We start from the raw sequence: 21,709 nt of genomic DNA, 5'->3' as shown, positions 1-21,709 counted from the left end.
ATTATATATTATGGAAAAGTTACTTTATATTATGTTGATTTGGGTAGTTTCTACTACTTCTATATATTCACAGACAGTAGCTGGAAAAATTGTTGATGAAAGTAATCAGCCGATAGAATTTGCTAATATCGTATGTTTATCATTGCCTGATTCTACTTTTATATATGGAACTATCAGTGACCAGGATGGAAAATTTACCATACCCGAAAATTCATCTAAAGGGATATTACGCATTTCATCTGTAGGTTATGCTACAACATATAAGGAATGTAAGGACAGGAATATAGGCACTATCTTGTTGCACTCGGATACACAACTGCTGGGTGAAGTAGTAGTGAAAGGCAATTTGCCTGTAACTCGCATGAAAGGCGATGCATTGGTAACAAGTGTGCAGAACAGCGTATTAGCAAAGGCAGGATCGGCAAACGATGTACTGGGAAAAGTGCCCGGTATATTGAAGGATAAAGATTCCTTTGAAGTATTCGGCAAAGGAACGCCTCTTATCTATATCAATGGCAGGGAAGTACGCGACAAGTCTGAGCTGGAGCAACTCAGTTCGGAAGATATTAAGCATGTAGAATTGATAACTAATCCCGGTGCGCGCTATGATGCCACTGTAAATGCTGTGGTGCGCATTCAGACTATCCGCCGCACTGGCGATGGATTCGGATTCAATCTAAATTCCAGTTATTATCAAAGTGAAAATGTAGACTTAGTGGAACAGGCAGATGTGAACTATCGCCATAATGGGCTGGATATGTTTGCCATGTTCAGATATGATAAGATGGAATTTCGTGAACGCACCAATGTACATCAGACTTTAATTTCAAAGAAACAGCTGGACTTGGAAAATCAATTGAAATATAATGATAATAAGCAATGGCTGCGAGGAAATATCGGAATGAACTATATGTTTGATGAAAATAATTCTATCGGAATAAAATACTCTATTCAGGGAAGCCCCAGATATGATAGTAAGCTTTATACAACTAGTAAAGTCAGTTTAGACGGTAAGGTATTTGATCGTTTACAGAATTTTACAAGCTCAGAAACAGATAATGAATTAAATCATCAGTTGAATGCTTACTATACGGGGCGCGTGGGTAATCTGGAAATAGACTTCAATGCCGACTACTATCAAAGCGGTTATTTACAGGAGGACATTACTGGCGAGGAAAGTGAAGAGCAGGAGGACCGGGATGTACATGCTGCAAGTGATGTGGCAAATAATTTGGCAGCAGCCAAACTGGTGTTGTCCTATCCTGTGTGGAAAGGAAAATTTTCAGTAGGCGGAGAATGGACTTATACCCATCGCAAAGACAATTATCTGAATGTTGAAAATTATGTGCCTTCATCCAACAGCAAGATGAATGAAATGAATATAACGGCTTTTGCCGAATATAGCAGATCTATTTCCATAGGCGACTTTATACTTGGTGCACGCTATGAGCAAATAAAATTTGATTATTATAAAGATGATCTGCATATAGATGACCAGAGCCGTAGCTATGATAATATCTATCCGAATGTTTCCTTCAATACTCGGATTGGAAAGGTTAAGACGCAAATTAGTTATACGGTAAAGACGCAACGTCCTTCATACAGGCTGTTGAGCAATAGTTCATTATATATAGACCGTTTCAGCATACAGCAGGGAAATCCTACATTGAAGTCCGAAATCACTCATAATCTTAACTGGATTGCTTCTTGGAAGTTTCTGCAACTCAGCTTAGGTTATCAGCAGACTAAAAATGCTATAATCTATTGGGGTGAGCCATTGAATCCGAATGAATATACCATTTTACTGAAAAGTATTAATTTGAATAAAAGTCTGCCTATGCTGAATGCCTTTATTTCGGCTTCGCCTCATATTGGTATATGGGAATCCCGTTTAAGTCTTGGAATAACTAAACAATGGCTGACTATTGATAGTGATGGGCAACAATTAAAATTGAATGAACCCAGATTTACGGGTGTGCTGTCTAATTCATTTACATTGCCAGAAAATTTCCTTCTTAGTTTGGATATGCAATTCAGGAGTAAGGGGGATTTGCGCAATGTATATTTTGATCGTTTTAATAGCTATGTTGATATTTCACTGCGAAAATCATTCTTGAATGATGCTTTGAGTATAGAGGTAAGGGGAGATGATTTGTTCCGCCAGCAAAAAAGTAAAACGCTTCTTCGCAGTGGAGCATATTCCTTCTCAAAAGATCATAGATATGACTCGCGCGAGTTCTCTATTTCATTGCGCTATAGGTTTAATACAACAAAGAGCAAGTATAAAGGTACAGGGGCGGCCAATGATGAGTTGAGGCGCTTGTAGGGAAACTGTGTTTATAGAATGAAATGCAGAGTAAGATTAGATCCTGACTTTAATGTAAATCATATTTCTGCTTTCTTTTTTGCAGACTCAACACTCTTGCTATATATTCCACTCTGTTTCCATTAAATTAGTCTGATATATCTTTTTTTTTAAGTTTGGTCACTTTAAAGAAAGAAACTATCCGACTGATATGGAAACTTTGTTAGAAAAGGATTTCAGCCATTTTTTAACAGGCTCTTATGCTTTGGACATGAAGAATTGCTTGTAGGAGATCTTACAAAAGAAAATTTGAAAGAACTTTGGGAAAATAGAGATAAATGGAGAATGTTCCGAGGAGGATTTAGTTTGGAAAATATAGATACTTGTTCTACTTGTACATTAAACAAAAAGTGTTCACTGATGACTTGTCGTCTAAGGAATTATGATCAAGGTAATAGCTTCTATAATAAACCGATAGAATGTGCCGTTGATTATTCTATAGCTTTGTAATATAATGTACTTTTGAAACTTTAAAAATATAGAATATGAGAGCGAATATACTTTTTTGTTTATACTTCTTTATGGGGGTGGCAGTGCAGCTGCAAGCACAGGTTACGGTAACAGGTAAAGTAATTGATGAGCAACAACAACCTGTCCCTTATGCCAATATAGTGTTACTTTCTTTGCCCGATTCTACTTTCGTGGCAGGAAGTATCAGTAATGAAGAAGGCGCGTTTAGTCTCAATGTCAAAGAAACAAAGGATGTGCTTCGCATCTCATCTATTGGCTATGCTACTGTTTATCGTCCATTAGATAACAGAAGTACAGATCTTGGAATTATCTGTCTCGCTTCAGACACACAGATATTGGCTGAAGTTGTGGTAAAAGCTGATATGCCTGTTACTCGCATGAGAGGCGACGCACTGGTGACTAATATACAAAATAGTGTACTCTCTAAAGCCGGATCAGCAAGCGATGTATTGGGAAAAGTACCGGGTGTAATAAAAGAGAGGAATTCCTATGAAGTACTTGGCAAAGGAACACCTCTTATTTATATCAATGGGCGGCAGGTACGTGATGATTCGGAATTGGATCAACTAAATTCGGAAGATATTAAGAGCGTAGAAGTTGTTACTAATCCCGGTGCACGTTATGATGCAACTGTAACTGCCGTTATCCGTATACAGACTATCCGGCGTGCCGGAGATGGTTTCGGCTTCGATCTCCGTTCCAGTTACTATCAGAGCCAGAATGTAGACTTGATAGAGCAATTGAATGTAAACTACCGCCATAATGGACTTGATATTTTTGGTATATTCCGTTATTTAAAGAACGAATATATCATGAAAAATGATATTGTACATACCTTGGAGTCTGATTCTTTATGGAAATATCAGAATCTATTGGATGGAACTGTAGTAGACAAGTCTTTACGAGGTGAAATAGGAGCTAATTATAGCCTGAATGATAAACATTCACTGGGATTCCGCTATACTCTTACTTCCCGTCCAAATACGAAGTCGGATGTATTTACCTCTAATGATATTACAGCCAACAATCAGTTTTATGACCACTTGGAAAATCAAGAGTATTCTTCTACTTCCGGTAAGCCTACTCATCAACTAAATGTTTATTATAATGGTACTGTGGGAGATTTGAATATTGATTTTAATACAGACTATTATACTAATACTTCTACAGGAAAAGGTCTTTATCACGAAGTCAGTCAAGAGCAAGAAAGTCGGGATGTGCATACACAGAGTTACATCAGAAATAAATTGCTAGCTTCTAAATTGGTACTTTCTTATCCGTTGTTTGGAGGTAATCTTTCGGTAGGCGGAGAATATACGGATACCCGTCGCAATGACGAGTACCGTAATCCGGAGAAATATGTGGAAAGTACCATCAGTCGTGTAGAGGAAGATGGATTGAGTGGCTTTGCCGAATACAGCCGTCAGTTCCCGATAGGTAACCTTTCATTGGGTGTAAGATATGAGCATGTAACTTTTGATTATTATAAGGATGGTGTGCACATGGATGAACAGAGCCGTATGTATGGAAACTGGTTTCCTAATCTTTCTTTTTCAAGAAAACTAGGTTCTGTCCGGGCACAGTTGAGTTATACTGCTAAAACGCAACGACCTACTTATAGCCAGTTAAGCAACAATGTCACCTATGTAGACCGTTTCACTATGCAACGTGGTAACCCATTGCTGGAGCCGTGCACCATTCACGATATTTCATTGGTCGGTACATGGCGTTTTTTACAGTTACTTGTCAGCTATCAGCAGTGGCGTAAGGAAATCATTTATTGGGGAGATCCGATAGATAATGGCAATTCAATGATGATGACTTACCTCAATTATCATAATCGTCCGACTTTGAATGTTTCTTTCTCTATTTCACCGGCTATTGGCTTTTGGCATCCTAACCTAAATATCGGCGTGAAGAAACAATGGATGACAATAGATGGCATAGAGTTTAATAAACCTCGTCCTACAATAAGGTTCAACAATACATTTGAACTTCCTGGTGATTTTCTTGTCAGTTTGGATGGGCTTTTTATGGGAAAAGGAAATTATCAGAATTTGTATCAGTTCAAAAATTATGGTACAGTTGACATCTCTGTCCGTAAGTCATTTTTAAGGGATGCCTTAAGTCTGGAACTTCGAGGGAACGATCTTTTTCATGGTTCACGTAATTATTGGCAAACATATTTTGGCAGTATTATTTGGGAGCAGACTAATCAATGGGATACTCGTGAATTTTCTATTACTTTGCGCTATAAGTTTAATACAACAAAGAGCAAGTATAAAGGGACAGGAGCGGCAAATGATGAGCTAAGACGTTTGTGATAATTTCAAAAAAATAAAAAGTATAGAACATGAGGAAAGTGATTTTACTACTCGGATTAGTGTTACAAGTGATTATTGTTAATGCACAGAGTGTTTCCGGCTCATTAGTTGATGAAAAAGGAAATCCTGTCAGTTTTGCTAATGTGGTATTGTTATCTTCTAAAGATTCCTCTTTTGTGGCTGGGACTATCTCAAAGAATATGGCAAACATATCAGAATGAAAGTAATGATGAAATAGTTAAAAGATATCTTGATGAGAATTTTTTTTAATTGAAAAAAGAAGGGTTTAATTTGTCTGTTAATACAAATTATAATGAATTTAGTGGAATATCATGCTATGCGGATAGAATAAACTATGCCAATATCTTGGTTGTTTGAAGAAAAAATATTGTAATTAAATTATAATTTTAGATATATGAAAATACTTGTTTGCATAACCTTTATTCTAGGTAGCTTTTTAACTCTGTATGCTCAGGGAGAAGCAGGAATTTCCGGTAAGGTATCAGATGTCAAAGGACAGCCTGTTTCTTATGCCAATATCACATTGCAGCGCGTTGATTCTACATTTGTCACCGGATGTACTTCAGATGAGAAAGGTAAGTTTGTCATAAGTAAGCTGGAAGCAGACAATTACTTGCTTCAAATCTCTTTTGTGGGCTACATCACCCAAGTAATCAGACTGGATAATTTGAGCCGCCCGTTGGATATAGGTACTATCCAACTTGCTGATGAGGCAATAATGCTGCAAGGGGTTACTGTAAAAGCATCGAATGTGATGAAACGGGTAGACCGACAGATAATTTTGCCTACCGACAAACAGGTAAAATCATCTACTTCGGGGTATGAATTGTTGAGCCACATGCAACTGGCGGGATTGAAAGTGAATAGTATTGAACGAAAAATTACTACGGTCAGCGGAGGAAGTGTGCAGCTGCGCATTAATGATATTGTAGCAAGCACAGCTCAGGTACAAGCATTAAGACCGGACGAAGTCTTAAGAGTGGAGTATATTGATAATCCAGGAGTGCGTTATGCAGATACTGAAGTTGAGGCTGTGATTAACTATATAGTCCGTCGGGCAGAGTCGGGCATATCCGGGGGTGTTAGCTTTACAAATGCTGTGACTACCGGGTTTGGGGATGATAATGTGTATATTCGTGCAACTCATAAATTGTCACAATTCGGGCTGAATTATTATTTAAGTTATCGGGATTATGATGACCGAAAGGTGGATGAAGAGCAAATGTTTTCTTTTACCGAAGCAAAGGAACGTCGGCGTGAACTGATTGGTATCTCCACTCCTTTCAGTTACCAAGACCATTCGATTGAGGCAAGTTATAATCTTACAAAACCAGAAAAGTATATATTTAATGCTGTCTTTACGGAAAATATTTATAATTCACCTCATGGAGATTATGGACAATTGATAAAAGAAACGGAGCAGAAGGATTTATATAATTACACACGTTCCGAATATAATTATCATTCTCCTTCACTTGATTTATATTATAAAAAGTTTTTGCCTCACGACCAGTTTCTTGCCTTAAATGTGGTAGGGACTTATATAGGCTCTGATTATGAACGTGAATATAGTGAAGCACATAGTGAGGCCGGTGCGCCTGTGTCTTCTTATGATTATGGTACGGACGGCTCCAGATATTCATTAATTGGTGAGGGCATCTATCAAAAAACATTTGATAAAATAACTTTGACAGGTGGGATTAAATATATGCAGGCATATACCCATAATCGTTATACAGGTGATGTAAATGAATCTGCGGAAATGCATAATTCAAGTCTTTACGGTTACGTACAGGCGCAAGGGAAATGGGCGAAATTAAATTATTCATTGGGTATAGGTGCATCTCGTCAGGATTTTGATGAATCGGAGGAAGGGTTTACTTTCTATATGTTTCGTCCTATGTTGTCACTTTCTTATCCTGTTTTTAAAGGGGCAAGTCTGCGATATAATTTCACTTGCTCACCTTCTGTCCCCAGCCTGTCAGCATTGAGTGATATTCGCCAGCAAACAACGGATTTGGAGGTAAACAGAGGAAACCGGAATTTGAAGCCTTATCGTTCATACATTAATCGTCTGCAATTATCATGGGGGAACAAGAGAGTAAGTTTCCAGCTAAGTGGAGGACATCGCATTAGCAAAAATCCTATCATGGAACAGATAGAGTGTGTATCTCAACCGGACGGGAGCTATATTATTGAGTATGGAATAGACAATCAGAAACGCTTTACTCAATGGAATGGAAGACTTTATACTAATATAAATGTGATACCGGATTTATTATCTATTAGTTTGTATGGTGGGTTCAACAGTTTTGAGAGCAAAGGAAATTCTTATTTACATCACTATACAGCTTGGTATGTTGGTGGAGACGCTTCTTTGAACTATAAGAATTTTTCTTTATATGGGTCTATAGGAAACCGATATAATTCACTGTACGGAGAATCAATAGATTATGGAGAAAAAAATTCTGTTATACAATGTTCTTATAAATGGAAAAATATGAGTGCCGGTATTGGAGTGCTGTATCCTTTTACTCCTGCTGGTTGGAGTGCCGGTTGGAAACTGATGAGTGAACGGGTGCAGAAAAAGAGTTGGACTTACATCAAAAATAATGCAAACATGGTGGTGCTGACATTCTCTTGGAATTTTAATTCTGGACTAAAACATAAGACAGAGGAAAAGTTAATGAATAATGTGGATCGTGAAACTGGTATTGCAAGATGAATAAGATAGGAAATATGCCGGATAAATAATCGTAAAAAGAAAATGCTATGAGGACACTGATTTTATTGCTCGGATTATTATTAAATTCTATTGTTATTGACGCACAGAGTGTTTCCGGCTTATTAGTTGATGAAAAAGGAAATCCTGTCAGTTTTGCTAATGTGGTATTGCTATCTTCCAAAGATTCATCTTTTGTGCAAGGTACAATTAGCAATGAACAAGGAATTTTCAGCATAGACCAAACAAGCGGTAACAATATACTCAGAATTTCTTGTCTTGGCTTTATTCCGGTGACAAAAGCCTATGCTCAATTTCCGGTAACGATTGTGATGCATGAAGATGTTAATCTGTTGGGGGAAGTCGTGGTAAAGGGGAATCGCCCGTCATATAAACTTACTTCCGAAGGGTTGCAGACCCATGTGCAAGGAACAGTGCTTAGCATAATGGGTACGGCGGAGGATGTGTTGAAGCATATACCGGGACTTCAGAAGAAAAATGATGCGTATGAGGTATTTGGAAAAGGGAGCCCGATAATCTATGTGAATGGAAGATTGCTGCGTGATTTGTCGGAACTGGACCAGCTGAAGTCAGAAGATATTAAGAATGTAGAACTGATTACCAGCCCCGGTGCAAGATATGATGCGTCTGTGAAAGCAGTGGTGAAGATTACTACCCGCCCCATAAAAGGGGAAGGATTTGGATTTGATGTGCGTTCCGGTTATAATCAGTGGGAGTATGCCGGTTTCGTGGAACAGTTGAACTGGAATTACCGGCGTGATAAATTGGATGTGTTCGGCACCGTGTATTATAGAAAAAGTGAAGGGTTTGACGAAAGCCGGTTTACTCAAGATGTGCATGTTGATACGCTTTGGCATCAGGACAATTATCAGTTCGCAAAAACGAATCAACAGGCATTTACCAATATCGCAGGTGTGAACTATGCATTCGATGAAAATAATTCAATCGGAGTAAAATATACATTGAAAGCCAATCCGGATGCCCGCTATCACACTATATTTAATTCGGATGTATATACCGACGGCACGCATTATGACTATCTGGCGAATGATATCAATGCCACTGCGTATTATAATCCCTCGCATTCGGTAAATGTTTATTATAAAGGGGATGGCGGGAAAAACGGAGATTGATTTTAATGCGGATTATCTGTTTGACAAAAACGGAGACAATACGATACAACGTGAAGAAAGCAGCAATAAGGAAGATAGGGTTGTCACTTCTACCAATACATTGAGAAGTGAACTCTTTGCTGCCAAACTGGTGCTGAGCCGTCCGCTGCTTGGAGGAAATGTCATGATAGGGGCTGAATACAGTCATACGGAGCGGCAGGATGATTATGTGAATCCGGAAGGTTATGTGCCGACTTCATTCAGTGAACTGAAAGAGCAGAATATCAGTCCGTTTTTAGAGTATAGCCGCAATACCCCCATAGGGCAACTTTCCGTGGGGGGACGTTATGAGTGGGTGAACTTTAATTATTATGAGGATGGGAAATATATGGAAGGACAAAGCCGGAATTTCAGTAATTTCTTTCCGAGTGTTTCATTGGGTTCTGAAATAGGCGGAGTGCAGTTGCAGCTTAGTTATGCGGCGAAGACGCGTCGTCCGTCCTACCAGCAGTTGAGCAATAATGTGACGTATGCCAATAGGTTCACGCTTCAGTCCGGCAATCCGTTATTGGAACATGAGGTGGTGCATAACGTTTCTTTGATGGGGGCATGGAAGTTTATGCAGTTCAGTGTGGATTATAATGACAGAAGAAATGCAATCATTTACTGGGGGGAACAAATGGAGTATAATCCGGCGGTAACGCTTATTTCTTTCAAAAATCTCCATAGCTTGAAATCTGTTTCGGCATTCTTGTCATTGGCGCCTAAGTTTGGAATCTGGTCGCCGCAATTGAATTGGGGAGTGCAGAAACAATGGCTGGATCTGGAGACTACCGATGGATTGCTGAAGATGAACAAACCGATGTTTACGGGGGCTTTTAATAATACATTTAATTTTAATCACGGTTGGATAGCTTCGGTGGAAATGAATTATCAAAGTAAAGGCGATATGGAGAATTACTCGGAAACCAAGAATATTTTTTATGTGGATGCCGGGGTTACAAAGTTCTTTTGGGGGGATAGGATGTCTGTGAAACTGAGTGGTACGGATTTGTTCCATGGCATGAAGTCGGGAAACCGTATGTATTATAACCGGGCATCTTCTTTGCAAATTAATAACTATGATAGTAGGAAAGTGATGCTGACGGTACGCTATAAATTTAATGCTACGCGTAATAAATATAAGGGTAGTGGTGCCGGAGAGAGTGAGAAGGAAAGATTATGAGTGCCTACTTTTCACATCTCATTTGTTCTTACCCAGCTTATATACCATTTGGCGGAATAAAGGTACGTTTAACCATATATATTCGTACCAATGTTCTACCTTTCTTTTCCATAGTTTGCTCCAGCTATATATTTCCCACCATTTTAGATGGAGATTTGCCGAATTCATAAAATCTTGTGTGGGAAAGAGGGTCAGGGCTATTCCTTTTATCCATAATGTTTTCATTTCGTCCGCCCAATATTGCATGAGTCCGAATTCCGGTTCCCAGATAATGAATCGGGATTCATGAATGCCGTAACAGACTACATATCCCGGTACATTGAAATCATTGAGAGTGAAAAGGATGATGGGAAGTTTTCTTTGTGTTAATTGATGAATGTTTTGCAAACATATTTCGGCTTTCATGCCGGAATATATAGCCCCTTGTTTCATTCCTGCCAAGGTAAGCTTTCCATTTATTTTGCACCATTCGGTCAATGCATGTATGTCCGTTTCTTTTCCGTTGTAATATTTTATAACAGTGAGCAGGCAAGCTACCTCTACAGGGCACTTAGCATTGGAACGGACAAATGATTTCTTTATTTTATCAAGTTCGTATTCTGTCATAACCCGGTTTGTTTTATAAGAGAAAACTCATGGAGCGGCCGCAATCACTTAAAAAAAGAAATTCATTGGAGCGATTAACGTTCATTTGGACGTGGAAGTAGGTATGAACGCTGAATTACTTTAATAAGTGTGCGGCCGGAGTCTGCATGAGTTATATCTGTTACGTCCTGCTCTTTCTATTAACATATCGGCTATTTTGTTTATTTCCCGATTCTTACGCTCAAAGAAATCGCATAACTCTTTCGCCTTTTGTGTTAGTGTTGTTTTATTTTGTAATGCATATTCTATTTGTTGCTCCAATTTCATCGGAGTTATGTTTATCATATCTTTAGGCGAATATTTCAGTACCGGTATTTGAGCAAAGGTACAATCCAGCCATGCGTCAGAATGTGAATCGGTCAAAGCCAAATCGCATAATGGTAATATGGTGTTAAGGTTCAGCGTGCGGAATAATTCCATGTTGTCGGGCAATTCAGACGATTGATATACATTTGGTATGTCGGTCAATAATATGAATTGGTACCGGGGATTTCTGATGGAACTTCTTTTTATAACTCTATAAAAATCTTCTAGTATCTTTGAATTTTTATTTCCTTTTCCTAATAATCCGACAATAATATTTCTTTCTTTGTCTTTTTTAATATCCTGCAATCTCTTTGTCAATGTTTCCAAACGTGGTCCGGAATCGGATGACAGGTAGGGAGTGGGTGGCAGATAAAGTATAGAAATATCTTTGTCCTGTATGTTTTTTTGGTCAGGCAACTGCATGGCTATGAAAATATAGTCAATGGCTAGCTGCCGATAAAGGGAGGCATGTGCTGCATGCCGACAATCTAGAAGCGTTAGGTCGGGCTTTAACCAACGGAAATCATCTGGATAAAGTACGCAGTTGCTTATTCCTTTATTATATAGTACAGGCGTAAAAGCAGGGTTTGAGGTATAGGTATAGTATACCTCTTGTTTCTTTTCCCGCAATATCCCTGCTAATTTGATGGTTATCAATAGCTGGCTTTTGTCTGGTGTTATGTCAAGAAGGAAATTCAGCATATATTATTGCGCTAATATGGATTTGTTTAATGAACTTTTTGGACAAATTATATTCATAGAAATTGGAACATGAAAGTTCCAATTTCTAATGAATCAAGTTAGCGGTTTAGGTATATTTTAGTCGGGTTATGAAAACAGGTCTGTCACTCTTGAGTGAAATATCCCGTTAAATGTCCGGAAGGTGTACCTGTTATTTCTAGTTTATATTCTCCTGCAGGGAAATTTGCAATAGAAATTGTGATGTAAGCGCTCTGTACTTCAGGAATATTATTTTCATAAACGACGCTCCCTTTTGCCATATCTGTAATGCGGATGGTCATATCACGGTCGGGTGATACGTTCTTGACAGTAAGGAGATAGCCATCGGTAAATACAGTTATGGGGCAATTGGTAGTCGCACTTCTAATAGGATCATCCCATCTGCCATCCAATTCTACATCTTTAACAGGAGTTTCTGTTGTATTGGCCTGTGCAGGCAAAATACCTATTAATGTAGTTATGATAATAACTATACTCCATATCCTTTTCTTTATACTTTTTAACTTCATAATTTTATGTTTTAATTGTTTTGTTTGAGGCAAAGTTAGAGGATAAATTTTAAAAACGTGCAGATATCATGTGGACAAATGAAAAAAGGTAATAAGTTAATAACTAGCTTATTACCTTTTTTTATAGGGAGGTGATATAGACAATTGTTTATTTTTAGTATTCCATAAGCCATAAATCAAGGCTTTGATTTTCGCCTAATGAACCTATTTCTTGTACGATGCGTTCTTTTAATCTTAACTTCCTTTTGGACACAGATGTGGGCGAGATGGCTAACATGTTGGCGATGTCACCGTTGCTGAATCGTAGTTTTATCAAACAGCATATTTGTATATCACCATCTGTTAAGGAAGGTATTTGATGGTATAGTCTTTTAGTATAGTTATCGAATAATAAATCTATTTTTTCTTTTATTTCTTGCCATAGTTGGTCGTCTATATACTTTGTTGTTTTTAGTTTATTGAATAATTCTGTCTGATTAATGAGTTGGTTACATAAAAAAGCCTCGCGTTTATGTAGATACTGGTTTTCCTCTGATAGATGTTCCATTGCTTCCAGTTCTTTCGACTTTTCTTTTAATGATTGGGCATAATTGCTTATATGATTTTGCAGTTTATTGTTCTCCAGTTTCAGCATTTCATTCTGTTGTTGTATTTCTTGTCGTATTTTATTTTGTTCTTTCCATTGTTCTTTTATCTCTTGGCTTCCTTCCATTTGGATCGTAAGTTCTTCTATCCGCATTTTGTTGCGGTTTATCAATGTCTCATTTTCATGTATTTTCATAGTGAAATAACGAATTTTTTCTTCTTTCTCCAATATCTCTTGTTTTTGAGAGACTATTTTTCGTTGGTATAGATAGTTTGTTATTGCTATGATGAAAGACAAAATGATTAAGGCGATGAGCACATTGCGTATGATCCGGTCTTTCTTTATTTGTGACAGATTATTTTCATTAATTATTTTTTGCTGATCATATTTTTCTTGCATCTCTATTAATGCTTTATTGCGATCAGTTTTACCTATTGAATCTTGATAGAACCATAGTTTATTACTGTACTCTACTGCCTTTTTGTAATCTTTTTCTTCTTGACTAATATAATATAGTGCTTGATAGGCGCTACGGGCTGTATGGATATTAGGTGACAGGCAAGCTTGGTTTAGGTAAAAATATGCAGAATCGTACATTTTTAAATAGCGATAAGTATCTCCCAATGAAAATATTCTTTGATCAGTCTTTTTTATTTTAATACAATCTTTTGCATACTGAAGAGCCTTTTTATTATCTCCTGTTTTAAGAAATAAAAAACTGGTTTCGTTCATGGCGCTTGCCAATATGGTAGGATAGTTATTCACTTGTCCTATTTTTATGGCTTTTTCATAATATTCTATCGCTTTATTATATTGTTTTTTCTGTGAAAATGCTCTAGCGATATAGATGAAAGAGAAAGCTATGTATGTTTGGTTGTTGGATAATTCGGCATTATGATGTGCTTTTTCAAAATATTCCATAGCATAATCATTTAGTTTTCGATATAGATACATTAGCCCTATCTCTGAATTGATAAGAAAGCCTAATTGATAATCATTTGTTTTCTCTATTTCAGTTGTTGCTTCTAGATAAAATGACAATGCATCTTCGGCATGATGACTTTCATGGCACAAGATACCTTTATAATATAGTGCCAATGCCTTTCTTTGTGCATTATCTTGATTAATGAAATAAGAATAAGCGATATTTATTAAAGAATCGGATTGTTCAATTTGGTTTTTATATTGAGCTTGTGTCATCAATAATGCCCATGTGGCATATTGTTCATTGTCAGAAGGATTGTCAGGTTGTATGCCCTGTAATATATGCAGTGCGCTGTCGGGATATCTGTACATTATTGCTTCTGCTTTTGCCAATTCGGGTTGGAAGGTTGTGGTGTAGTTCTTATTGTGTGTACAGGATATCAGACTGGTAATTATGCTAATTATTAGCCCTGCATGTTTGAAGCTGCTCATAGTAATCATTTCTATATTATTGGTGATAGGAATCTTATAGGATATGTTGCGTAAGTGAATGAATTTGTTGATTTTATAGGAAAAGTTTGAAGGTTGATATTTTTTGATTTATCCTGCCATGGGATAATATAAAGGAATGTGTCTGAATTATTTGAAATATAGAATTAAAAAAATCAGACATATCCCTTCATTACAGTTGAGGTAACCCTTTGAATTGCCGGTATACCATTTTAAAAGTAGTTAAAATCCTAACTTTAATTTTACAAACTGTTTGATGAATTGTACTGTTCCGTCAATCCCCAATACGGACGAATCAATACATAAGTGATAAGTTTCGGCAGCTCCCCACGTTTTGTAACTATAATAATTATAGTAAGCTGACCGTTTTTTATCTGCTTTTTCCATCAATTCCTCAGCGGCTTCTGTAGAAATATGATGGATATGCATCAATCTTTCTATGCGTGCTTCTTTGGAGGCAGAAACGAATATATTGACGCAACGGGGATGGTCACGCAAAATGTAGTCGGCACATCGGCCGACAAACAGACACGATTGTTTTTCTGCCAGTTCACGTATTACATCGCTTTGTATTTTGAACAAAGCGTCATTGCTCAGACAACTGCCATAGGGAATGGCTCCATCGCTGATAAAAGGAAAACGTGTTCCGAATAGACCGCCGATGATGCTTTGAGAAGCTTTTTCATCTGCTTTTTCAAAGAATTCCTTGCACAGGCCGCTCTCTTCTGAAGCTAGCTTGATTAATTCTTTATCGTAAAAGGCGATACCAAACTCTTGAGCCAGTTTTTCGCCTATCTCTTTTCCTCCGCTGCCTAGTTGGCGTCCTAGGTTGATAACATAATGCTCGTTCATAGTCGTTGTCTATTGATTATGTGGACAAATATAAGGAAACTAATTTTTAATTCTTAATTTTCAACTTTTAATTTGTTACCGTGGGTATTAAAAATCTTGAACTGGCGGTAAAGCATGACTCCTGCGACAATACTTGCCGCCAAGTCTGATATTGGCATACTCCACCAAATTCCTGCCGATCCCCAGAAAAGAGGGAGCAGGATGATGCAGGGGAGCAAGAATAATAACTGCCGGGTTAATGATAGGAAGATGGCTTTACCAGCCATGCCGATACTTTGAAAAAAATTGGACGTTACCATCTGAAACCCGATAATGGGAAAAAATATGACCACAATGCGTAAACCGGTAGCTGATAGCTGTATCAGTCCCTCATGAGTGGTAAAAGCGGATACGGCCAATTCGGGCATCAGTTCACCTACTAGAAAACCGGTTGTTGTAACGGTGGTGGCACCATAAATGGTAAGTTTTAATACTTGGTTTACACGATGATATTGTTGGGCGCCAAAATTATAACCGGCTATGGGTTGCATACCTTGATTCAGCCCCATCACGATCATGACGAATAGGAAAACAATCCGGTTTACAATACCAAATGCGCCAATGGCCAGATCGCCATCATATTCTTTCAAACCTTTGTTAATGAAAATTACAATGAAGCATGCTGCCAGATTCATCAGGAACGGAGACATACCGATAGCGATGGTGTTTTTTACAATTGTACCGCGCAGTTTGTAAATGCCTCGGTGGAGATGGAGCAATTCGTTCTTGTTTGTGAAGGTTTTGAATTGCCACACCAGTGCGATGATTTGAGCCAGAATGGTGGCAATGGCGGCTCCCTGAATACCCCAATGGAATAGATAGATAAAAATAGGGTCAAGGATGGTATTGATAATTACTGTGGTGATGGTGGCTATCATTGCTTTTTGTGGATGCCCCGAAGCGCGTAGTAAGGCATTCAGTCCCAAATACATATGGGTTATAACATTGCCCAGCAGGATAATGACCATGTAGTCTCGTGCATAGGAGATGGTATCCGGGCTTGCTCCGAAGAAGTAGAGAATAGGATCGAGGAAAAGCAAGGTTAATATACTGAATCCTATACCTATAATAAAGTTCAGCGTAACTACATTGCCCAAAATATTTTGGGCGGTGGCATAATCTTTCTGTCCTAATTTTACGGAAACTAATGTGGAGGCACCCACACCGACCAGTGAACCGAATGCAGCCGCCAGATTCATCAGTGGGAAGGTAATAGCCAGTCCTGAAATAGCCAAAGGACCTACACCGTGACCGATGAAGATGCTGTCTACCATATTGTATAGGGAAGATGCCGTCATAGCGATAATGGCGGGAATTGCATATTGTAAAAGTAATTTTCCGATTGGTTGTGTTCCCAATTCTGTGGGGGTTCCTGTTTTTGCCATACTTTATTTTCTGTCTTTTTACCTGTTTAAACTGAATTTGGCTGCAAAGGTACACAAAAAATGAGTGTGAGGGAAAAGTTTGTTTATCTTTGCATCTAAAAAATAAACGGAATAGAATTAATGAATAGTCAAAAAGGAATAGTGGGCTGCTTGCTATTGGCATGCACCTTACAAATGCCGGCACAAGTAAAAACGTATAAGTATCGTGTAAACTTTCGCGATAAGGCAGAAACAACCTATACATTGGACAATCCTTCGGCTTATTTGTCCGAACGTGCTTTGGAGCGTCGCATGAGGCAGAGATTGCCCGTTGATTCTACAGATCTTCCTGTATGTCAGAGCTATATAGATATGCTGGTCGGAAAAGGAGTATGTCCTGTATCCAAAAGTAAGTGGAACAATACAGTGGTGGTGCAGGTATCTGACACATCGGTTATTGATAAAGTGGCGGCATTGCCTTTTGTGGCAGCTGTCCGGAAAGTGTGGACAGCTCCCGACAGTATCCCTGCCCGCAATGCCGACCGTAAAAAAGAGGTGACCAATAAGGTGACAAAGAGTAATAACTATTATGGGGATGCGTGGCGGCAGATTGCTGTTCATCATGGGGACAGTCTTCACGCTGCAGGTTTTCGTGGGAAGGGGATGCAAATAGCGGTCATTGATGCCGGTTTTTATAATGCTGATGAGATCAGTGTTTTCAAGGGAATGGACTTGTTGGGAACACGCGATTTTGTAAATTCTCACTCGGATATTTATGCCGAGAACTATCATGGCATGAAAGTGTTATCTTGTATGGCTGCCAATAAGCCGAATGTATTGGTCGGCACAGCTCCTGAAGCTTCGTATTGGCTTCTCCGTAGTGAGGATGATGATACGGAACAGCCAGTGGAAGAGGATTATTGGGCGGAAGCTTTGGAATTTGCCGATAGTGTGGGAGTGGATGTGGTTAATACTTCATTGGGATATTATGAGTTTGATGATACGACCATGAATTACCGGTACCGTGATTTGGACGGGCATTATTCATTGATGTCTCATTCCGCTTCTTTGGCTGCCGATAAAGGATTGGTGTTGGTATGCAGTGCCGGAAATTCGGGGCGTGGCACATGGAAAAAAATCACACCTCCGGGAGATGCGGAAAATGTTATTACAGTGGGGGCGGCAGACCGGAATCTGGTTAATGCTGATTTCTCTTCTGTGGGAAATACTACAGATGGCCGTGTAAAACCGGATGTGATGGCGGTGGGAGTTGCTTCGGCCGTAGCGGGTAATGATGGAACGGTTTCTCATGCCAATGGTACTTCTTTCGCATCGCCTACATTGTGCGGGTTGGTAGCCTGTTTCTGGCAGGCTTGTCCCTGGCTTACTGCCAAGCAGGTGGTGGAGGCGGTGCGGAATGCAGGAGACCGTAAAGAGTATCCGGATAATATTTACGGTTATGGTGTGCCTGATATCTGGAAAGCTTGTCAAATAGAATTAGAGAAGAAAAAATAATGGAAGAACATCCTCTTTCTTTATATGAACTGAATGCGTTGGTTAAGCGCAGCATTCATGCTTGTCTGCCCGATACTTATTGGGTTCAGGCAGAGCTGAGTGATGTACGTTCCAATTATTCCGGTCATTGCTATTTGGAATTTGTACAGAAAGAGCCACGGGGGAATAATCTGATAGCTAAGGCAAGGGGGACTATTTGGAGCAATGTCTACCGTCTGCTGAAGCCTTATTTTGAAGAGGAAACCGGACAGGCTTTTGTTGCGGGTATTAAAGTGATGGTGAAAGTGACTGTGGAGTTTCATGAATTATATGGTTACTCGCTTACTGTGCAAGATATAGATCCTACTTATACATTGGGGGATATGGCGCGTCGCCGTCGCGAAATCTTGAAACAACTGGAAGAAGAAGGTGTGCTGACTTTGAATAAGGAACTGGAGATTCCTTTGCTGGCGCAACGCATAGCCGTTATTTCCTCGGCTACGGCTGCCGGTTATGGTGATTTTTGTAATCAACTGGAACAGAATCCCTACGGTTTTGTCTTTTATCCGCGTTTGTTTCCTGCTATTATGCAGGGAGAACGGGTAGAACAATCTGTCATTACCGCATTGGATGCTATCCATGCCTGTCGTGATGATTGGGATGTCGTGGTTATTATCCGTGGCGGAGGCGCCACGTCCGACCTTTCGGGGTTCGATACATATGAGTTGGCGACTAATTGTGCTCAGTTTCCTATACCTATTATAACCGGTATAGGGCATGAGCGTGACGATACGGTGTTGGACTGTGTTTCTCATACTCGTGTCAAGACACCTACTGCTGCTGCCGAGTATCTTATAAATCATTTGCATGACACTGCCAAGGTTCTTGAAGATTATGCATCGGCTGTACTTCATACTATCTCTACCCGTATGGAACGGGAAAATACCCGGCTGAACCGGATGGTAGAACGTATTCCCATGCAGACGCGGATGAGGCTGAAAGAGGAACATTATCGCCAGGAACGAATCATGAAGCATTTGGAAGTAGGCCTGCAATCCCGTCTGACAAAAGAGACCCATTGTTTGAAAATGGTGGAGACTCAGTTGGGCATCGTTTCACAGCGTCGTCTGGTAAAGGAAAAGCATCGGCTCCAACTTTTGGAGCAGGAATTGAAGGCGGCATCTCCCGAAAATTTGTTGAAAAGGGGATATAGTATCACGCTGAAAAATGGCAAAGCGGTGATCGATGCTTCTGCATTGCAGCCGGGGGATGAACTTACCACTCGTTTTGCCAAAGGAGAAATAAAGAGTATAGTAACTAAAAAATAAAACGAAGTATGGCAGCAAAGAAACAAACCTATGAGCAGGCAATGAAACGTCTGGAAGAAATCGTATCACGCATAGATAGTAATGAGTTGGATATAGACAGTTTAAGTGTAAATCTGAAAGAGGCACAAGAGTTAATTAAGTTTTGCCGGGATAAACTTTATAAAGCCGATGAGGAGATAAAGAAAATGTTAGATAATAATGTATCAATGTGACAATATACTAATGTGGCAATTGGCTGCGTTATATTCCGCATGGCATATTTGTACATTGAGACATATAGGCAAATTATAAAAGCTATAAATAAAAAAGCTATTTTGATTGGAATTTGCAAATATAAAACGTAATTTTGCTCTCATTCGTAAATAATAACATAATTAAGATACACTATGAAAGAGATTGATTGGGCAAATCTGTCCTTCGGCTATATGAAGACAGACTATAATGTACGTTGCTACTATCGTGATGGTGCATGGGGAGAGTTGGAACTTTGTTCGGAGGAAACGTTGAATATTCACATGGCTGCCACTTGTCTACACTATGGACAAGAAGCGTTTGAAGGGTTGAAAGCTTATCGTGGAAAAGACGGTAAAATTCGTATTTTCCGTCCTGAAGCCAACGCGGAGCGTTTGCAAAGTACTTGTGACGGTATCCTGATGCCGGAACTTCCTACAGAAAAGTTTGTGGCCGCTATAAAGAAGGTGGTGAAAGCCAACGAGCGTTTCATTCCTCCATACGAAAGTGGTGCGGCTCTTTATATTCGTCCTTTACTGATTGGTACAGGTGCTCAGGTGGGGGTTCACCCTGCCAATGAATATCTGTTTGTGGTATTCGTAACTCCGGTAGGTCCTTATTTCAAAGGTGGTTTTTCTACTAATCCTTATGTTATTATCCGTGAGTTCGACCGTGCCGCGCCTTATGGAACCGGACGCTTTAAGGTGGGCGGTAACTATGCTGCCAGCCTGCGTGCCAATAAGAAAGCCCATGATTTGGGATATTCGTGCGAATTCTATCTAGACGCCAAAGAAAAGAAGTACATTGACGAGTGTGGTGCGGCTAATTTCTTCGGCATTAAAAATAATACTTACATTACACCAAAATCATCTTCTATTCTGCCTTCTATAACGAATAAGAGTTTGATGCAGCTGGCCGAGGATTTGGGTATAAAGGTGGAATGTCGTCCGGTTCCTGAAGAAGAACTGGAAACCTTCGAGGAAGCAGGGGCTTGCGGTACGGCGGCTGTTATCAGTCCTATCCAGCGTATTGATGATTTGGAAAACAAGAAATCGTACATTATCTCTAAAGATGGAAAGCCGGGTCCTGTTTGTACAAAACTGTATAACAAACTGCGTGCTATCCAGTATGGTGATGAACCTGATACACATAATTGGGTGACAGTTTTAGACTAATAGAAAAATAGATTCTTATGAAAACAAATTCAGAATTGAAGAATCGGGCAATCGATGCGTTGACCGGTAATTGGGGATTGGGTGCGGTTATTACCTTGGTTTATGGACTGGTGATGAATACCCCTACGCTGCCCTATCGTATTATGGAGTCGGTGGCTTCGTCCTCCTTTAGTCTCATTGCTTTGTTGCTCCTACCCTTGGGATTCGGCTATACTGTCCTTTTTTTGGATGTGATTCGTGGAATAAAGCTGGATTTTGCCCGTCTTTTCGACGGGTTTAAAGACTACGGACGGATATTGGGTACAATGCTACTGACTACAGTCTATACATTCCTGTGGACGTTGCTGCTTGTCATTCCGGGCATCATGAAGTCCTATTCATATGCCATGACGCTCTTTATTCTGAAAGATTATCCGGAGTTGCAGTACAATGCTGCCATAGAGAAAAGTATGGCGATGATGTCCGGTCATAAGATGAAGATGTTCTTGTTGGATTTGAGCTTCATTGGTTGGGCTATTTTGTGCTGTTTTACTTTGGGTATCGGTTTCTTGTTCTTGGCTCCCTATGTAGAAGCATCACATGCTGCCTTCTATGAAGATTTGAAGAAAGAATTGGGAGAGTCCGTTGAGGCAATTTCTGAATAATATAGAAAATAGAAAGAGAAGAAAAATAGACCTGCAAGTGAATTGCAGGTCTATTTTTTTTCTCTTTCACAGGATATTCCTACCTTTGCCTGTGGAAACA

At 39.3% G+C, this 21,709-nt stretch carries 15 protein-coding genes and 2 pseudogenes; 11 read left to right on the top strand and 6 right to left on the bottom strand.

The window, feature by feature from the left end; genetic code table 11:
* The first annotated feature begins 10 nt into the window (after positions 1-10).
* The 6 genes and pseudogenes from GKD17_RS17635 to GKD17_RS23625 all read left to right on the top strand — a co-directional run bounded on the left by GKD17_RS17635 (position 11) and on the right by GKD17_RS23625 (position 10,261).
* Positions 11-2,326: an outer membrane beta-barrel family protein gene (locus GKD17_RS17635; protein WP_007831158.1), complete on the top strand. Its 2,316-nt coding sequence runs from the start codon at positions 11-13 to the stop codon at positions 2,324-2,326.
* A gap of 258 nt (positions 2,327-2,584) precedes the next feature.
* Positions 2,585-2,815 carry an SPASM domain-containing protein gene (locus tag GKD17_RS17630; protein WP_117475203.1) on the top strand — a complete coding sequence of 77 codons (231 nt, stop codon included), beginning with the start codon at positions 2,585-2,587 and terminating at the stop codon, positions 2,813-2,815.
* A gap of 35 nt (positions 2,816-2,850) precedes the next feature.
* Positions 2,851-5,160 (top strand): outer membrane beta-barrel family protein, encoded by a 2,310-nt coding sequence (locus tag GKD17_RS17625; RefSeq protein ID WP_007855715.1) that lies wholly within the window; start codon positions 2,851-2,853, stop codon positions 5,158-5,160.
* Positions 5,161-5,189: 29 nt separating this feature from the next.
* Positions 5,190-5,375 (top strand): annotated as a pseudogene (locus GKD17_RS17620) (hypothetical protein); the annotation flags it as partial.
* Positions 5,376-5,575: 200 nt separating this feature from the next.
* Positions 5,576-7,906: a TonB-dependent receptor gene (locus tag GKD17_RS17615; RefSeq protein ID WP_007831162.1), complete on the top strand. Its 2,331-nt coding sequence runs from the start codon at positions 5,576-5,578 to the stop codon at positions 7,904-7,906.
* Between the two features lie 47 nt (positions 7,907-7,953).
* Positions 7,954-10,261 (top strand): annotated as a pseudogene (locus GKD17_RS23625) (outer membrane beta-barrel family protein).
* Positions 10,262-10,279: 18 nt separating this feature from the next.
* Here the strand turns inward: GKD17_RS23625 and GKD17_RS17605 are convergent.
* The 6 genes from GKD17_RS17605 to GKD17_RS17580 form a co-directional block, all read right to left on the bottom strand.
* Positions 10,280-10,867 carry a cysteine peptidase family C39 domain-containing protein gene (locus tag GKD17_RS17605; protein WP_007831165.1) on the bottom strand — a complete coding sequence of 196 codons (588 nt, stop codon included), beginning with the start codon at positions 10,865-10,867 and terminating at the stop codon, positions 10,280-10,282.
* Between the two features lie 120 nt (positions 10,868-10,987).
* Positions 10,988-11,914 carry a hypothetical protein gene (locus GKD17_RS17600; RefSeq protein WP_007831167.1) on the bottom strand — a complete coding sequence of 309 codons (927 nt, stop codon included), beginning with the start codon at positions 11,912-11,914 and terminating at the stop codon, positions 10,988-10,990.
* 143 nt (positions 11,915-12,057) lie between these two features.
* A complete protein-coding gene (locus GKD17_RS17595; protein WP_007831168.1) occupies positions 12,058-12,462 on the bottom strand; it encodes a DUF3244 domain-containing protein in 405 nt (134 codons plus the stop codon).
* A 154-nt stretch (positions 12,463-12,616) separates the two neighbouring features.
* Positions 12,617-14,473: a tetratricopeptide repeat protein gene (locus GKD17_RS17590; protein WP_007831170.1), complete on the bottom strand. Its 1,857-nt coding sequence runs from the start codon at positions 14,471-14,473 to the stop codon at positions 12,617-12,619.
* A gap of 231 nt (positions 14,474-14,704) precedes the next feature.
* Positions 14,705-15,334, bottom strand: coding sequence for a cytidylate kinase-like family protein (locus GKD17_RS17585; protein WP_005845633.1), 630 nt, complete (start codon positions 15,332-15,334; stop codon positions 14,705-14,707).
* A 53-nt stretch (positions 15,335-15,387) separates the two neighbouring features.
* On the bottom strand, positions 15,388-16,758 hold the full coding sequence (locus GKD17_RS17580; RefSeq protein ID WP_007831173.1) for an MATE family efflux transporter: 1,371 nt from the start codon (positions 16,756-16,758) through the stop codon (positions 15,388-15,390).
* A 120-nt stretch (positions 16,759-16,878) separates the two neighbouring features.
* On the opposite strand from GKD17_RS17580, the gene GKD17_RS17575 reads away from it, so the two are divergent.
* The 5 genes from GKD17_RS17575 to GKD17_RS17555 all read left to right on the top strand — a co-directional run bounded on the left by GKD17_RS17575 (position 16,879) and on the right by GKD17_RS17555 (position 21,609).
* Positions 16,879-18,252: a S8 family peptidase gene (locus tag GKD17_RS17575; RefSeq protein WP_007831175.1), complete on the top strand. Its 1,374-nt coding sequence runs from the start codon at positions 16,879-16,881 to the stop codon at positions 18,250-18,252.
* The gene (gene xseA / locus GKD17_RS17570; RefSeq protein WP_007831176.1) at positions 18,252-19,559 is read left to right on the top strand and encodes an exodeoxyribonuclease VII large subunit; all 1,308 of its coding nucleotides are present in this window, start codon (positions 18,252-18,254) and stop codon (positions 19,557-19,559) included. The genes GKD17_RS17575 and xseA overlap by 1 nt, the downstream gene beginning before the upstream one ends.
* An 8-nt stretch (positions 19,560-19,567) precedes the next feature.
* Complete coding sequence (gene xseB / locus GKD17_RS17565) at positions 19,568-19,771, top strand: exodeoxyribonuclease VII small subunit (protein WP_007831177.1); 204 nt, start codon at positions 19,568-19,570, stop codon at positions 19,769-19,771.
* 174 nt (positions 19,772-19,945) lie between these two features.
* A complete protein-coding gene (locus tag GKD17_RS17560) occupies positions 19,946-20,965 on the top strand; it encodes a branched-chain amino acid aminotransferase (protein ID WP_007831179.1) in 1,020 nt (339 codons plus the stop codon).
* A 17-nt stretch (positions 20,966-20,982) separates the two neighbouring features.
* Positions 20,983-21,609, top strand: a complete 627-nt coding sequence (locus GKD17_RS17555; RefSeq protein ID WP_007831180.1) for a DUF975 family protein — start codon at positions 20,983-20,985, stop codon at positions 21,607-21,609.
* Positions 21,610-21,709: the final 100 nt, after the last annotated feature.

Origin of the sequence: Phocaeicola dorei (assembly GCF_013009555.1) — a bacterium.
GTDB lineage: Bacteria > Bacteroidota > Bacteroidia > Bacteroidales > Bacteroidaceae > Phocaeicola > Phocaeicola dorei.
The sequence above is the reverse complement of the archived record's forward strand: the minus strand, read 5'-3'. Positions and strand labels throughout refer to the sequence as shown.

Bases quoted from the DNA above. Each gene is read 5' to 3' on its own strand.
- GKD17_RS17635 (WP_007831158.1), top strand. From the start codon at position 11: ATGGAAAAGTTACTTTATATTATGTTGATTTGGGTAGTTTCTACTACT.
- GKD17_RS17625 (WP_007855715.1), top strand. From the start codon at position 2,851: ATGAGAGCGAATATACTTTTTTGTTTATACTTCTTTATGGGGGTGGCA.
- GKD17_RS17615 (WP_007831162.1), top strand. From the start codon at position 5,576: ATGAAAATACTTGTTTGCATAACCTTTATTCTAGGTAGCTTTTTAACT.
- GKD17_RS17605 (WP_007831165.1), bottom strand. From the start codon at position 10,867: ATGACAGAATACGAACTTGATAAAATAAAGAAATCATTTGTCCGTTCC.
- GKD17_RS17600 (WP_007831167.1), bottom strand. From the start codon at position 11,914: ATGCTGAATTTCCTTCTTGACATAACACCAGACAAAAGCCAGCTATTG.
- GKD17_RS17595 (WP_007831168.1), bottom strand. From the start codon at position 12,462: ATGAAGTTAAAAAGTATAAAGAAAAGGATATGGAGTATAGTTATTATC.
- GKD17_RS17590 (WP_007831170.1), bottom strand. From the start codon at position 14,473: ATGATTACTATGAGCAGCTTCAAACATGCAGGGCTAATAATTAGCATA.
- GKD17_RS17585 (WP_005845633.1), bottom strand. From the start codon at position 15,334: ATGAACGAGCATTATGTTATCAACCTAGGACGCCAACTAGGCAGCGGA.
- GKD17_RS17580 (WP_007831173.1), bottom strand. From the start codon at position 16,758: ATGGCAAAAACAGGAACCCCCACAGAATTGGGAACACAACCAATCGGA.
- GKD17_RS17575 (WP_007831175.1), top strand. From the start codon at position 16,879: ATGAATAGTCAAAAAGGAATAGTGGGCTGCTTGCTATTGGCATGCACC.
- xseA (WP_007831176.1), top strand. From the start codon at position 18,252: ATGGAAGAACATCCTCTTTCTTTATATGAACTGAATGCGTTGGTTAAG.
- xseB (WP_007831177.1), top strand. From the start codon at position 19,568: ATGGCAGCAAAGAAACAAACCTATGAGCAGGCAATGAAACGTCTGGAA.
- GKD17_RS17560 (WP_007831179.1), top strand. From the start codon at position 19,946: ATGAAAGAGATTGATTGGGCAAATCTGTCCTTCGGCTATATGAAGACA.
- GKD17_RS17555 (WP_007831180.1), top strand. From the start codon at position 20,983: ATGAAAACAAATTCAGAATTGAAGAATCGGGCAATCGATGCGTTGACC.